This window comes from Methylocystis sp. JR02, assembly GCF_030063565.1.
In the GTDB taxonomy this organism is placed as follows: domain Bacteria; phylum Pseudomonadota; class Alphaproteobacteria; order Rhizobiales; family Beijerinckiaceae; genus Methylocystis; species Methylocystis iwaonis.
Genome location: NZ_JASIRC010000002.1, coordinates 43,067 through 56,979, shown reverse-complemented (window position 1 = coordinate 56,979; position 13,913 = coordinate 43,067). Strand labels below are relative to the sequence as shown.

The following is a 13,913-nucleotide window of genomic DNA, read 5'->3' as shown; positions in this document are numbered from 1 at the left end:
GAATGACCGCCTTCGCTCCATCCCTCGAAATGATAGAACATCTGGTCAGCCGCGACCGGCCGGTGTCGGCCTTCATCCATGATCTCGACGCGCTCGATCGTCACGCGCGTCGGCTCGTATCCGCTCTGCCGCCGGGGGCCGATCTTTTCTACGCGATCAAAGCGAACAGCGATCCGGCCATACTGAGAACATTGGCGCCGATCGTCGCCGGCTTCGAGGTCGCCTCGGCCGGAGAAATCCGCAAAGTGCGCGAGGCGATCGGGAACGACGCCCGCATCATCATGGGCGGGCCGGCGAGAACCGCCACGGATTTCGCCGCGGTCATCGACCATGTCGTCGAACGCGTGCATATCGAGAGCATTCATCTTCTCCATCTCGCCAACGCGGTGGCCGAGGCTAGGAATACGACGCTTTCCATTCTCCTTCGCGTGAATCTGTCAGGTCCGGTTCCCGGCGCGACGATCACCATGGGCGGACGGCCGACCCAGTTCGGAATAGACGAAGCCGAGATCGACGAGGCTGTCGCCGCGCTCGCCGCCTGTCCGTATCTGCGCTTCGACGGATTTCATCTTCACACCGTATCCAACAATCTCGACGCAGAGACTCATGCAGATTTCTGTCTCGAGGCTCTATCGCGAGCGAGGCGCATCGCCGATCGTCACGGGCTCGATCTCCGTGTCGTGAATCTCGGCGGCGGTTGGGGCGTCAACTATGCCAGGATAGACGCTCTTTTCGATGTGGATTGCCTCGCCGGGCGCCTGCGTGCCGCGCTGGAGCCGAGTGCGCCGCAAATTCAGTTCGAGTGTGGGCGGATCGTCGCAGCCTATTGCACTGTCTATGTGAGCGAGGTCGTCGACGTCAAAACGAATCATGGAAAGGCCTTTGCGCTCCTGCGCGGCGGTTCCCATCATTTCCGCCTGCCCTCGGCGTGGCGCCACAGGCACCCATTCATCGTTATTAATCGGGAGAACTGGCCATGGAAATGGCCAAGGCGCGCCCATACGGATTGCCCGGTCACTGTGACTGGAGAGCTCTGCACGCCAAAGGACGTGCTGCTCGATGCAGAACCTCTTTCCACTTTGCGCATAGGCGATCTCGTCTGTTTCCTCTTGGCGGGCGCCTATGGCTGGGACATTTCGCATCACGATTTCCTCAGCAATGCTCATCCGGAAAGGATATTTCTGCCCGCTCGGCAGGCCGGCGGGGACAAGGAAAGGTGAACATATGAGAACGCAGAACATTCGCCTCCTCTCGCCCTTGGAATTGAAGCCGCATGAGCAGACCGACAGTTGCCGCGTTCGCCATGTGATCGGTCTCCTCCTGCGCGAGCAGGCATGGACGCGCCCCATCTGTGTCGAGGCGACAAGCCTTTGCGTCATGGATGGCCACCACCGGCGCCTCGCCGCCATCCATTTGGGGCTCGCCGCGGTCCCCGTGATCGCCTTCACCTATGACGAGATCCGGCTCGGAAGCCGACAGCCGGGCATGAGCATAGAGCCGGAGGAATTGATCGATTGCGCAATGCGAGGGCGTCTCTTCCCGCCCAAATCCACGCGCCATGTCTTTCCGCCGTTCCAAACGGAAGCTATCCCGCTCGCAAAGCTTCTCCCCTCGCCGGCTCGCCTCAGAGCATGTCCGGAAGAGAGCCCAAGTTACCGGAGACACGTTGACGCGAGTTGGAATTCGCAAGCCTCCGAGCGCGCCTCTTGTTTCGCCACATCACAAAGCCCGTGATGAACAGCACGAGCGGCGCAAAGCCGGATGCGAATGCCGCCAGACGGCCAATCGCTCCGAAAGTGGCGCCGTTGTGCAACCAGAGCTGCTCTGTAACGTATCGATCGCCCGCCGACATAACATCCGAGGTGCGAGCGTGAACGATGTCGCCCGTCCAAGGATCGAGCCAAATCGCCCCCCGTGAACGCAGGGCCGGATCGGCTCCAGCCGGACGGAACAACACTCGCCAGGTGTTGCGCGATTCGGTCGGAGGATTGAGGAGCGCGATGTTTGCACCCGGTTGCGCGGCGCGCGCGCGCTCGAGGATTTGATCAGCGGAAAGTTTGCGCGCGTTCTTGTCCAGCGGCGTTGCGACCTTCGGCGAGGGATAGGGCGTGGTGATCGAGATCAGGCCGATCACCGGCCGCATGACGTCGGGAAAAACGATTCCCACGCCGGTAGCCGCAATCATCGCCAGCGCAGGCAAGGTCCACGCGCCGGCCGCATTGTGAATGTCCACGACAAAGCGCTGCGGCGAGACGCCCTTGCGGAGAGACATCGAGCGCCAGACGCGCCCCGGCCGCGGCCACCATAAGTATAGCCCCGACAGGGCCGAGCAGAGCAGACAGAGACCCAGGACGCCGATAAGCTCCCTCCCCCACCACTCGCGCAGCAATAGCGAGGAGTGCAATCGATAGATCGTGAACGCGAACGCGTTCGTGTAGTCGCGCCTCCCGAGGACCGCGCCATTCGAGGGGTCGATCATCGTGGTCCAGAGGTCCGAATGAGGCCCCTTGCCGTGCACATGAATCGCAATCCAAACGGGCCAGATCTTGTCCGGCGCGATGATGGATGTGATCGGCGCCGGGTCGGCCGCAGCCGCCGCTTGCATCGCCTCGGCGGCCGTAACATTGCGTTCGGAGCCGAGTGGATTGTAGAGCGCCGGATTCAGCGCAGCGTCGATTTCGCGGTAGAAGACGTTGAAGCTGCCGGTGAGACCGATGAGAACGAGCAGAGCGCCGGCGACGAGCCCGATCCATCTGTGCAACAACATGAACGCCCCGCGTAAACGGGGCGTCCATGCGGCTGCAGGGCCAATGATCACGGAAGGCTTCCCCCTCAAAAGTCCACGGTGGTCGAAACCAGGAACGTGCGAGGCGCCCCTGCGGTGAGAAGACCGCGTCCGGTCATCGTCCAATAGTTCGTGTCAAGGACATTCTCGACACTCAGTCGCAGCGTCACCGGCCGGCCCTCTATGTCGATAGTGTAGCGCCCACCGAGGTCCAGCCGCGTCCAGTCTGGTATGCTCTGCGTGTTGGCCTGATCGTAAAATTGGGACGAGGTGTAAATGACGCGGCCGGTGAGCGTCGCATTTCCCGGCGCCGACCAGAACGGCAGGTCGTATTCGCCGTATAGATTGAGCTGCACGTCGGGGACACCGGCGGCGGTCTTGCCATTATTGGTTCCGCTGGCGGTCTTCGTCAGCACGCCGTCGAGCAGGGTGACGCCGCCGAGAAGGCGCACTCCCGGCAAAGGCTCGCCGAAGATATTGAACTCCAGACCGCGATTGCGCTGCTCGCCATCGACCGAGAAACGCCGGGTCGTCGGATCGGTAAAGCTGCTCGGCTGCGTGATGTCGAAGGCGGCGAAGGTCAGTCCCAGAACTCCGAAGTCGTATTTCGCCCCGACCTCGATTTGCCTCGCTATGAACGCCGGAAACGCCTCGCCGGCGTTCACCGCATTCACCGGCGCAATGCCCCCCGAGGTCAACCCTTGAATATAATTCGCATAGAGCGACAGATTCTCGATCGGTTTCACCACCAATCCGGCCGCCGGGCTGAAAGCCTGATTTGTGGAGCTAGACGCGATCAGTCCCGTATTGGCGTTGTAATTTTTGACGTCGATCTGCTGCCAGCGTCCGCCCAGGGTGAGGAGCGCCCTGTCGTCGAAAGCCGACAATGTATCGGCGATCGCGACGCCACGATTCATGCGCGCGGCGGTCCGCGGCGCGTCTCGCAGTAACCCGAAATCGCTTCGCGCGGGGACATAGAGAGGAACAAAAATATTCGAGGTGATCGCGCGGCCGACGGTCGAGTTGGTGATCCCCGTGTCTTGCCACAGACCGACAGCAGAAGCTGCGAGCTGATGCTTGATCGGACCCGTCTCGAAGCGGGTGCGCAGACCAATGTCGGTCGTATTGCTCTGCACGTCCTGCGGCGTGAGAGTGGGCGTCGTGCGGAAATCGCCGCGCGCGTTGACTATCTGCAGCACTCCTCCGAAAAACAGCTCGTCGAACCGGGAGTGGCCGAACGCCGCGTAAACGGTGGCGTTTTCCGATACGTCATATTCGGCGCGCAATGCGCCGTGCCAATGGTGGGCGTTATAATATTCCCATGGCTGCTGCGGGTTGATGACAAGCGATGGCGAACTTGGAATCGGAAAGCCGGTCGATACGGTTTTTTGCCGCGTTGGCGCGTCGAGATCGCGCCCCTGGAGTTCGAGATCGGTGGTAACGCGCAATCTGTCGCCACGGTAGTCTAGAGCCAGCGCTGCGACCCCGAACTCTTCGCCTTGGAAGTCGATCGGCGTGCTGCCCTTGCGATAGGCGCCATTGAAGCGGATGCCCCACTCGTTATTCGGACCGAAACGGCGACCGACGTCCACATGTGTGCCGAGCTGTCCGCGGGACGCGAAGCTCGTCGTAACGCGCGTGATCGGCGCGTCGGTCGCCCGTTTGGGAATGAGGTTGATCGCGCCGCCGATTGTTCCGAGCGGCGGCACGCCGTTTAAAAGAGCGCTCGGCCCTTTGAGAACCTCTATTCGTTCCATCGGCTCGATCGCCTGGCTGCGCCAATCGGCGACGCCATAGAGACCGTCGATTGCAAAGTCGCCGGCGAATACCGGAAACCCCCGGACCAGAAATCCATCGATTCCGCCATATCGGGGCGCGTTTGTGCGGATCGAGGAATCATTGTCGGCCACATCCGTCACGGTTCGCGCCTGCTGATCGCGAACGAGCTTTTCCGTATAGCCGGTAAGGCTGAACGGCGTGTCGAAGACATTGCGGTTGCCGAGCACGCCCAAGCGAGCGCCGCTGCCAACCAGACCGCCGGCGTACGGCGCAGGCGGCTGCCCGATCACGCTGGTCGGCGGGGTTTTACCGGCGGACGGACGAGGCGCCTCTCGCGCGCTGGGCGTCGCCGCCTGTATGTCGATGGTCGGCAAGGCTTGTTGCGCGTCGGCCGGCAATGCGCTGCAAGCGGCGATGAACAACAAAGAAGCAGCGCCGCGTGGCGCGTTGTGAGATATGCCACTCATGAAATGCGAACCCCAGCTCTGTGCAACAATTTCGGCTGGCTGGCTCGGCCCGTCGGCCTGGCTGGCTCGCTACATATGCGCGCCACAGGCGTGCGTGTTGGAATGCCCGTCCTTGTCTTAGCCGAGGCATGACCGGTCGATCAATGATTATGGCTGGTGATCACTTTGAAAGATTTCCAAGCGGCAAACTGCAAGGCTTCCAATGAGACGCTTCGAGCATTGACCGACGACGCTGCTTTGTCGAAATTCTTTGCATGACGAATTTCAACGATCATCCCACAAAGCGGAATTCCGATCCGCAGCAGGCTTCAAAAAGCCGAGCCGTGACTCGCGAGCACCATGCGAGCGACCTCTTGGGCGAGAAAAAGGAAGCCACGATCATCCACGCCGGAGAGCATTACCGCCTCCGCATTACTGCGAACAACAAGCTCATTCTGACCAAATGAGATGCATGCCCCGGCCGCCAGTTCCGCGCGTCCGGAGCCGAATGTTTTTGTAGCAATGCGAGTGCAGGCGATGCGCTTTCGACGTCGGCCTATAGCGACCCCGAGCACGAGCGCCAGTCATGAAGGATACGTCGATCTCACCTGTCGCCATGGTGGCGATGAACGGCGTCACCGATATCGCGATTGTCGCCGACTCGCGCAGCAAGACCGCCCCGGGCGCGAGAACGACGGCGGCGGCTGGAGGAGCGGTAAAATGACCGATCTCACGCCCGCCTCCTTCGAAGCCGGAGCGCTGATGGCTGATCCGCCGCCCGTCACGCCGAATTGGCTGCGGGCCGCGAGTCTTTCGGGCGTGCTGGCGGCCCATGGGGCGGTCGCATGGCTGCTGCTGGCCGTCGCCGTTCCGACCATCTCCAATCTCGACTCGATCAGCATGGATCTCGTGCCGCAGGGCGATTTCTTCGAGTCGCAAGAGGTGACGGCTGCCGAGGAACAGCCGCCGCCGCTCGAAGAAGTGGCGCAGCCCGATCTGCCTTTGCCGCCACCCGTGGTGATTTCGCCCGACGCGCCGCCCCTGCCGGCGAAGAAGGATGTGGTCGAGAAGAAAAAGAAGAAGGTCGCCGAAAGGAAGCCCGAGGTCGACCACGCCGACAAGCGACGCGAGGCGCAGGCGCGCCGCCGCATGGGCGCGCCCGAAGGCCATTCGGAAGCGACCGCCATGTCGCAGAGCGATTATAAGGCAATGCTCGCCGCAACGATCCGCCAACACACGCCGGCGACGTCGTCCGCCGGCGAGGGCTCGGCCAGCGTCGCCTTCCATGTGACCGCCGGCGGCGGCATCGCCGGAATATCGGCAAGCGGATCGACGCCTGCGCATGCGGCGTTGGCGCGCCAGATCATGTCATCCGTCCACGCCCCGCCCCCGCCGGGCGGCGGCTTCTTCGCCAGCCAGAATTTTCACTTCCATTGAATCTGGAGTCTGTCATGGCGAGACGAAAGAGACATGGGCGCTGCTTCGCCGCTGTTCTTCTCACAATCGGCGCGCCGGCATGGGAGCGGGCAAAAGCCGACGATCGTCCGGTCACGCGTGTGGCGACAATTCCCATCCCCTCGGCGTCCATATTCATCGCCGTCGACGGCTCGGCCGAACGGCTCGTTGGAATGCACCCGCTATCGAGAAGCGCGATCGAGGAAGGCGTGCTCGGTCGAATGTTTCCCAACGCGCGCGTCATCAATTCTTCGATCGCCGCGGGCGGCGCGGATGGTTTCATGCCAAATGTGGAGACGCTCGCAATGCTTGATCCGGATGTCGTCGTCCAATGGGGCGATCGCGGCGACGATATCGTCGCGCCTTTGCGTAACGCCGGGATGCATACGGCTCTGATGCGTTACGGAACCGAGCAATTCGCGCGCGACAGCCTGACGTTGATGGGAGAGATCGCCGGGAAACCCGACAAGGCGCGCGCGCTGATCGCCTGGCGCGAAGCCGTCGCCACGGAGATCGCGGCAAAAGCGGCGGCCATGCCCGATAAACGCCGCTTGAAGGTCGTCTATCTTCAACGCGCTTCGACCGGGCTCGTCGTCGCCGGAGCGAACACCTACTCTGACTACTACATTCGCCTGGTCGGCGGCGTGAACGCCGCAGCGGAGCTGAGCGGCGCGCTCGCGATAAACGCCGAGCAGCTCGCGCAGTGGGACCCTGACGTCATCCTGCTCAACGGCTTCGAGGAACAGCTCACGCCGCGTCGCATTTACGACGATCCGCTTCTCTCCGGCGCGAAAGCGGCCATGGAGCGGCGCGTCTACAAAATGCCGATCGGCGGCTATCGCTGGGACCCGCCGAGCCATGAGAATCCACTGGCTTGGATGTGGCTGGCGCAACTCCTGTACCCGGATCTGTTCCGTTACGATCTACGAAAAGAAATCGAGGAGAGCTACCAGATCGTCTACGGCTATCGGCCGTCGCTCAGCGATATCGACTCCGTGTTGCGACTCTCCGTGAATGGCGACGCGCGCGGCTACGATCGGTTCACAGCCGTGACGCCGACACCCGGACATGCACCATGAGCCTTCTCTCCGCGATCACAAGTGAGGCGCGCGCCGGCCGCTCGACGCTGCCCCGATGGGCCGGCGCGCTCGGCGTCGCTGGCCTGTTCACCGCCGCCGCGTTGACCGCGCTCTGCGTCGGCCGCTTCCAAATCATGCCGGAAAAGGCGATGGCGATTCTCCTGTCTCGCATTGCGCCTGTCACGCCCGATTGGAGCGCGATGGACGAGCGCATAGTTCTGCTGGTCCGAGCGCCCCGCGTCGTCCTCGCCTCGCTGTGCGGCGCGGGGCTGGCGATGAGCGGCGCGGCGCTGCAGGGCGTGTTCCGCAATCCGCTGGTCGCGCCTCAAATCCTCGGCGTCTCACCCGGGGCCGCCTTCGGGGGCGCGCTCGCTATTCTCGCGGGAGCGAGCGGCTATGCTCTGATCGGCGCCGCCTGCGCGATGGGCGTGGCGGCGCTGGCTCTGGTCGGCGCGCTCGCTCGCGTCGACGGTCGCAGCGACGCCATCATGCTGGTCCTGACCGGCATCGTCGTCGGCGCGCTATTCACCGCGCTCGTCTCGCTCGTGCAGTTCCTCGCCGATCCCAACAGTTCGCTGCCGGCGATCGTCTTCTGGCTGATGGGCAGCTTCTCGGCCGCGACCTGGACGCGCGTCTTCGTCGCTGCGCCTGCCGTTCTTGCAGGCATGGCGCTCGTCTGGTTCATGCGCTTTCGTATCAACGTGCTTTCGCTCGGCGAAGAAGAGGCGCGCGCGCTCGGCCTCGCGGTGGATCGCGATCGCTGGCTCGTGTTCGCCGCGATCGCCCTCATCGAGGGTGCGACCGTATCGGTCGCCGGCGTCATCGGCTGGGTCGGGCTCGTCGTGCCGCATGCGGCGCGGATGTTGGTCGGCTCCGACCAGAGATTGCTGCTGCCGACAGCAGCGGCGCTCGGCGCCTCCTATCTGCTGTTCGTCGACAGTCTCGCGCGCGCAGCGACGGCGGCCGAAATCCCGCTCGGCGTCATCACCGCGGTGATCGGCGCCCCGATTTTCGCGGCGCTGCTCAGAAAGACTCGCCGCAGGGAGATCCGCGCATGATCGGTTTGGAGAACGCCGGCGTCCGCCGCGGGCGGTGGATTTTCTCCGACGTGTCTTTCGCGGTCGAACCTGGACAAACGCTCGCGGTGCTCGGGCCGAACGGACGCGGCAAGACGACCCTCATCAAAGCGCTCGCCGGACTCGTTCCGCTCGCCGCCGGGCGGCGGATCGCGCCGCCGCTCATCGGCTATGTGTCGCAAGCGATCGGCTCCGACATACCTTATCGCGTGCTCGATGTGGTGGTGATGGGCCGCGCACTGCGCCTCGGCCTGTTCGGCGCGCCGGGCGCCGCCGACTATCGCGCCGCGCTCGACGCGCTCGAACAGGTCGGCGCGGCCCAATTTGCCGAGCGGCCGTTCGATCGACTCTCGGGCGGAGAGCGGCAGATCGTGCTGCTCGCACGCGCGCTTGCCACCGGCTCTTCCGCGCTCGTTCTCGACGAGCCGGCCTCGGCGCTCGACCTCGCCAATCAGAACAGGCTGCTCGCGGTTTTGCGCGACCTCAAGGCGGCGGGTCGTCACGCCATTCTGTTCTCGACGCATCTGCCCCAGCATGCGTTGAGCGTCGCCGACGACGCTCTGCTGATGATGGACGCCGCGAGCCATGTGGTCGGTCCGGTTCGGACCGTGCTCGACGAAACCAATCTCACGGCCCTCTACGGCTTGCCCGTTCGTCGCCTCAGCCTCTCCAGCGACAGTGGCGGAACGATCGAAGCCGTCGTGCCCATGTTCGGCGGAGTCTACGCTTGATCGACGACCACAGAGCAGCGCTGCTGATCCTCAGCGCGGACGGCCCGCCCCCCGCGGCCTTCGCGAAGTCCATCGCAGCCGGATTGCTGCAGCCGGTACAGCAGATCGAACTCGAAAACCATCAACTCGCGCGGACGCGCGGACTCGTCACCACAATGCATCTCGATCAGATTGATTTCGCCGCCCGCGGGAGCGCGCTCATCGAATTCTTCGATCGCGGCGGCCGGCTCGCCTTCATGGGCCATCTTGCACGCCCTTTCCTACCCGAGCTCACGCCTTTCATCCCGCTCGCTTCGGGGCGACGCATCGATTTTAGGCTCGTCGCAAAGGGGGCACATCCGATCTTCGAAGGGATCGATCGCGCTTTGCTCGAGACCCGTCGCGGCGTCGCCGGATTCTATGGTCGCGGCTATGCGCCTATCCCGAGGGGCGGCCGGGCGCTGACCGGCATCGGGCCGGAGAAGGCGCCGATCGACTGGGTATGGGAGCGACCGGAAGGCGGCGAGATCCTGATGCATTCCGGCAACGACCTCTGGAGTGTGTGCGATGATGCGGCGGTGAACATCCTTCTCGCCGAGCGTCTGGCCGCCTGGTGCGCCGGCGCCGACGAGACGTTCGACCACATGGACGCGGAGCCATTCGTATGACCATCCTCGCCGTCCACGCTGGCGCAGCCTATCATTGCGAAGCGCTCGAGGCGCCCCGCTACGCGCGCTTCTTCGACCGGCTCGTCCGCCCCGAAGAACTCGATAACGTCGTCTTGTCGGACTTCGACGTCGTTCTCGTCCCTTGTCGCACGCCCGCGAGCCGCATGGCGCCGCATCGGCAGCGCCTCATCGCGTTTCTCGACGCCGGCGGCTGCGTGGTCGCGATGGGCGAGACCGAGCAGGAGCGATGGCTGCCCGGGGTTTGCTTCACGCCCTGCCCGACAAATTGGTGGTGGTGGCTCGAACCCGGCGCGAGCCTGGGTCTGACGATCGCCGCTCCCGACCATCATCTGTTCGAGCGCATCGGCTCGAACGACGTCGCGTGGCATCTGCACGGCGCCTTCGATCCGCCGAGAGGAGCGTGCTCGCTCGTCGAAGACGCCGGTGGCCGCTCGGTCCTCTATATCGACGGGGTCACGACGCTCGGTCGAATGATCGTGACGAGTCTGGACCCCTTCTACCATCACGGGTCGCACTTCATGCCGGCGGCGACGCGTTTTCTGGACGGTTTCCTACCTTGGTTGAAAGAGGAGTTTTGTCGATGACCGAAAATGGTGAGAACAAAATGCCGAAACTCGCGCCCGCCTGGCTCGAGACGCTGGACCACGGCGAGCCGATCGCCATCTCTTTCGACGACATCCTTAAATATCACGGCCGAAGCTTCGTCGGCGGGGCGGCGCATGGCTTCAAGGCGATGCAGCGCGCGTTCCCCCTGCTCTGCGCGGACGCACGTCCGGAACGCTATGAGGTGACGATCGAGACCGCATTCCCGGGGCCGGGCGCGCGCGACGCTTTCGAGATGGTGACGCGCGCCGTCACCGGCGGCCGATACGAGGTCGATACCGATCTCGCCGGCGACGAAGTCATCGCCAGTCCGCGAGGACGCTATTTCTTCCGTTTCTCCTATCGTGGAATGGTCGTCGACGTGAGTCTGCGTCCCGGGCTCGTGCGCGACGAATTCATCGAACTCGCCCGCAAGGGCGCCGCCACCCCCGCCGAGGTGGCGCGCCTCGACTGGTTGAAGCAGGAGATGTCCGATCGTCTGATGAGCCTGCCGGCGGAAGAGGTCTACGACGCGGCCTTCGCCACGCAATAGTGAAGCAATCCATCGAAGCGGCGCGGGACGACAATGTCATCTCGCGCCGTTTTGTCGTTGTCGGAATGCCTTCGCCCGCGGCGTTCACGGCGATCCGGAGCGGCGCGGGCGAAGGCGACAGGTTTATCGCGGCCAGAGATCGAAGCGCTCAAAACCGATAGGATAGTCTCGCAGTGAAATTGCGCCCCGGCTCGAGCAGAGGATTGGTCAGGCTCCGGCCGAAGGAGACATTCGCGAAAGTCGCTGCGTCGACATAACGAGTGTTGAAGACATTCTCCAGCCCCAATGACAGCGTCGTGTCGCCGAGCTCCGGCGCGATCAGCGCTCCGAGTTGAAAACTCGAATAAAGATTCAAGATCGCATAGCCGGAGGTCTTGTATTCCGACGAAGTGTCGATGCGCGTCTTCCCCGCGGCGGCGTTGACCACGCCCATCAGCGAATAGCCGCCGCCTGGCGGCGCGAATTGCAATCCGACGCGCGCCCGGAGCGGCGCGATATAGGGCAGCGGCGTTTGCGTCGAAATATTCGTCCCACGCAGATAGGTAAGATTGCCGGAGATATTGAGCGAGGGCGTCGCCTGCCAACGCTCCTCGACCTCTATGCCGTCGACCTCAGCGCTGCCGACATTCTGATTCTGCGTATAGGTGGACAGGCCCAAATAAGTGACCTGCTTCGCCAGGATCAGATTGTGATAGATGCTGTGGAACCCTGTGATGCTGGCCGTCGCGTCGGCGCCGTGGAATCGAAGCCCGCCCTCGTAAGTGAGACCCGTCTCGGGCTTGAGATCCGGATTGGGGATCGTCGTGGCGGTGGAATTGAATAGTTCCGAATTGGTCGGCTGCCGGAAGGATGTCGCGACATTGCCGACGAGGTCGAGGTCCGGCGTCAGGCGCAGGATCGCGCCCATGCTGCCCGTCGGCGCGAGTCTATCGACATTACTGTTCGCCTGATAGGAGGCCAGCAAGGCTGTCGATGCGAGCGGCCAGGTTTTCGTCTGCGTATTGAAATAATCGAGGCGGCCGCCCGCCGACAGAGTGAGCGGCGCGATGGGCGTCCATTCATGCAACGCGAACACCCCGCCATTGGTCTGAGTCGAATCGGGAACCGTCTGGTTCGGGAGCGTATATTTGATCGCCGTGATGCGTCCGGCGGCGTTCAGAGCGGCGACGAGCGAGCTCGACTGGCTGCCCGGCCGCGCCTCGTGAAAGGCGTCGCCGCCGATCTTGGTGACGCCGCTTCCCCAGCCCTCGATATTCCACGGCATCACGCCCAATGCGCGCCCGCCCACAACGAGCGGTCCGACCACGTAATTATCCCCGAACGACCTTTGTCTCGCGTTGCTGGCGTTGAACGTCAGCACATGCGTGTCGAAGTAATTGACGTAAGCCGATGCTTCGACGTGCTTGAAGAGGCCCGCCGCAAAGTCGCCGGAGTAGTCGATGCGGCCCATCAGCAGTTCGTTGGGGCTCTGGCGCACATTGAGAAATGGATAACCGGGCGCTCCACCCACGCCTCCGGCGCGGCCGTCGGTTTCTGTATAGCCGCGGAAGGTTGCGGAGATGCGTTGGTCGGGCGTCGGCGCATAGCCCAAAGTGAAGCTGCCTCCCAGGCTTCTGTAGTCGCTGTTCCGCGCCACGCCCTGCGGAGTCTCGTAAGAAACGCCTTTGCGAGCGCTGACCCCGCCGCGAACCGAGAAGCCCTCGCCGGCGCCTTCGACCCATTCATATGTGCTGAGCGCCGTGGCGGCGCTGCCGAAACCGAAGGAGGCGCCGCCGCCAGTGAAACGAAACGGACCGGAGGAATCCGCCTGGGGCTGACGCATGACAACATTGACGAGGCCGGTGAGCGCATCGCTTCCGTACAGGACTGAAGCCGGCCCACGTATGACTTCGACCTGCTCGATCTCCTCGGGCGCGAAATAGTTGAGCTGCAGCGTGTTGCGGCCACGCAGGCGATTGCCGTCGATGTAGAGAGGAGACCGCATGCTGTTGGAGCTGAATCCGCGCAGATAGATCTGCCCGCCGATGCCGCCCGAGCGGGCGATCGATACTCCCGGCGCCTGGCCGAGCACGTCGAGCAGGCTCGTGGGATTCGTGAGTTCGATCTGCTGGCGGTCGATGACCGAGACATTCTGCGTCGCCTGTTTCAGAATGCCCGGCTCAGCCTGCCGAGCGCCGATCGGACCGACGCTCGAGCGACGGCTTCCGTCGCGCTGGGGAGAGCCTGTTCCCGATGCGGGAGGCGCCGCATTTTCCGAGGATATGTCGATGGTCGGCAGCACTTCCTGCGCCTGCGCCGCGCAAGCGCATGCCGCAGCCATGATCAACGATGAAACGCTGCGAGACGCCTTATGGCCTACGCTTTCCATGAAACTCGCCCTTCCAGTCCGGCATGTCTTGCTGGCTGGCTGGGGCGTCGGCCGCCTTGCTGGCTCGCTCTTTTGCGCATCGATTGCGCGAAGGAGAAATACCTAGCCGCCCGAACTGGTCCAGGCAACAGGGGCGCCCGCATATATATTTGAAACATTTCCAGATTTTAGGCGTCCTGACGTTATGAAATTCTGCGCCTCGAACAAGGCGCGGTCGTTCAAGCCGGGCCGCGGCGCCTTGCCCCCGACGATTTTCGCGGAGGCCAGCCACACGCAAAGCGCTTCGACCGGCCGGCTGACGACCAGCACGCTTTCACCGGCGTCGGCTGAGGAGGCGTGCGCCCGCCTGCGATAAGTCCAGGCGCCCTAAATCAAGGCCCGCCGCGTCAAA

13 protein-coding genes are annotated in these 13,913 nt (G+C 63.5%); 10 read left to right on the top strand and 3 right to left on the bottom strand.

The annotated features are described in order from the left end of the window. The first annotated feature begins 2 nt into the window (after nt 1–2). Nucleotides 3–1,220, top strand: a complete 1,218-nt coding sequence (locus QNA11_RS18710) for a type III PLP-dependent enzyme (RefSeq protein ID WP_283484298.1) — start codon at nt 3–5, stop codon at nt 1,218–1,220. Nucleotides 1,221–1,624: 404 nt separating this feature from the next. Here QNA11_RS18710 and QNA11_RS18705 read toward each other — a convergent pair whose 3' ends face one another. Together QNA11_RS18705 and QNA11_RS18700 are read right to left on the bottom strand one after the other, a co-directional pair. Next, the gene (locus QNA11_RS18705; protein WP_283484297.1) at nt 1,625–2,767 is read right to left on the bottom strand and encodes a PepSY-associated TM helix domain-containing protein; all 1,143 of its coding nucleotides are present in this window, start codon (nt 2,765–2,767) and stop codon (nt 1,625–1,627) included. A 65-nt stretch (nt 2,768–2,832) separates the two neighbouring features. Then, nucleotides 2,833–5,031, bottom strand: a complete 2,199-nt coding sequence (locus QNA11_RS18700) for a TonB-dependent receptor (protein ID WP_283484296.1) — start codon at nt 5,029–5,031, stop codon at nt 2,833–2,835. A gap of 323 nt (nt 5,032–5,354) precedes the next feature. On the opposite strand from QNA11_RS18700, the gene hemP reads away from it, so the two are divergent. The 9 genes from hemP to QNA11_RS18655 all read left to right on the top strand — a co-directional run bounded on the left by hemP (nt 5,355) and on the right by QNA11_RS18655 (nt 11,154). Then, the gene (gene hemP, locus QNA11_RS18695; RefSeq protein WP_283484295.1) at nt 5,355–5,477 is read left to right on the top strand and encodes a hemin uptake protein HemP; all 123 of its coding nucleotides are present in this window, start codon (nt 5,355–5,357) and stop codon (nt 5,475–5,477) included. A gap of 119 nt (nt 5,478–5,596) precedes the next feature. Then, nucleotides 5,597–5,734, top strand: a complete 138-nt coding sequence (locus QNA11_RS18690) for a hypothetical protein (protein ID WP_283484294.1) — start codon at nt 5,597–5,599, stop codon at nt 5,732–5,734. Then, nucleotides 5,731–6,447, top strand: coding sequence for a hypothetical protein (locus QNA11_RS18685; protein ID WP_283484293.1), 717 nt, complete (start codon nt 5,731–5,733; stop codon nt 6,445–6,447). The genes QNA11_RS18690 and QNA11_RS18685 overlap by 4 nt, the downstream gene beginning before the upstream one ends. Before the next feature lie 14 nt (nt 6,448–6,461). Continuing rightward, nucleotides 6,462–7,544 (top strand): ABC transporter substrate-binding protein, encoded by a 1,083-nt coding sequence (locus tag QNA11_RS18680; protein ID WP_283484292.1) that lies wholly within the window; start codon nt 6,462–6,464, stop codon nt 7,542–7,544. Continuing rightward, complete coding sequence (locus QNA11_RS18675) at nt 7,541–8,602, top strand: FecCD family ABC transporter permease (RefSeq protein WP_283484291.1); 1,062 nt, start codon at nt 7,541–7,543, stop codon at nt 8,600–8,602. Before QNA11_RS18680 ends, QNA11_RS18675 begins: the two co-directional genes overlap by 4 nt. Beyond that, on the top strand, nt 8,599–9,351 hold the full coding sequence (locus QNA11_RS18670; RefSeq protein ID WP_283484290.1) for an ABC transporter ATP-binding protein: 753 nt from the start codon (nt 8,599–8,601) through the stop codon (nt 9,349–9,351). The genes QNA11_RS18675 and QNA11_RS18670 overlap by 4 nt, the downstream gene beginning before the upstream one ends. Continuing rightward, the gene (locus QNA11_RS18665) at nt 9,348–9,998 is read left to right on the top strand and encodes a hypothetical protein (RefSeq protein WP_283484289.1); all 651 of its coding nucleotides are present in this window, start codon (nt 9,348–9,350) and stop codon (nt 9,996–9,998) included. Before QNA11_RS18670 ends, QNA11_RS18665 begins: the two co-directional genes overlap by 4 nt. Then, nucleotides 9,995–10,603, top strand: a complete 609-nt coding sequence (locus tag QNA11_RS18660; RefSeq protein ID WP_283484288.1) for a hypothetical protein — start codon at nt 9,995–9,997, stop codon at nt 10,601–10,603. The genes QNA11_RS18665 and QNA11_RS18660 overlap by 4 nt, the downstream gene beginning before the upstream one ends. Beyond that, the gene (locus tag QNA11_RS18655; RefSeq protein ID WP_283484287.1) at nt 10,600–11,154 is read left to right on the top strand and encodes a hypothetical protein; all 555 of its coding nucleotides are present in this window, start codon (nt 10,600–10,602) and stop codon (nt 11,152–11,154) included. Before QNA11_RS18660 ends, QNA11_RS18655 begins: the two co-directional genes overlap by 4 nt. Before the next feature lie 148 nt (nt 11,155–11,302). On the opposite strand, the gene QNA11_RS18650 is transcribed toward QNA11_RS18655, so the two are convergent. Continuing rightward, entirely contained in the window at nt 11,303–13,522 is a 2,220-nt protein-coding gene (locus QNA11_RS18650) for a TonB-dependent receptor (protein ID WP_283484286.1), read from the bottom strand. Nucleotides 13,523–13,913 lie beyond the last annotated feature (391 nt).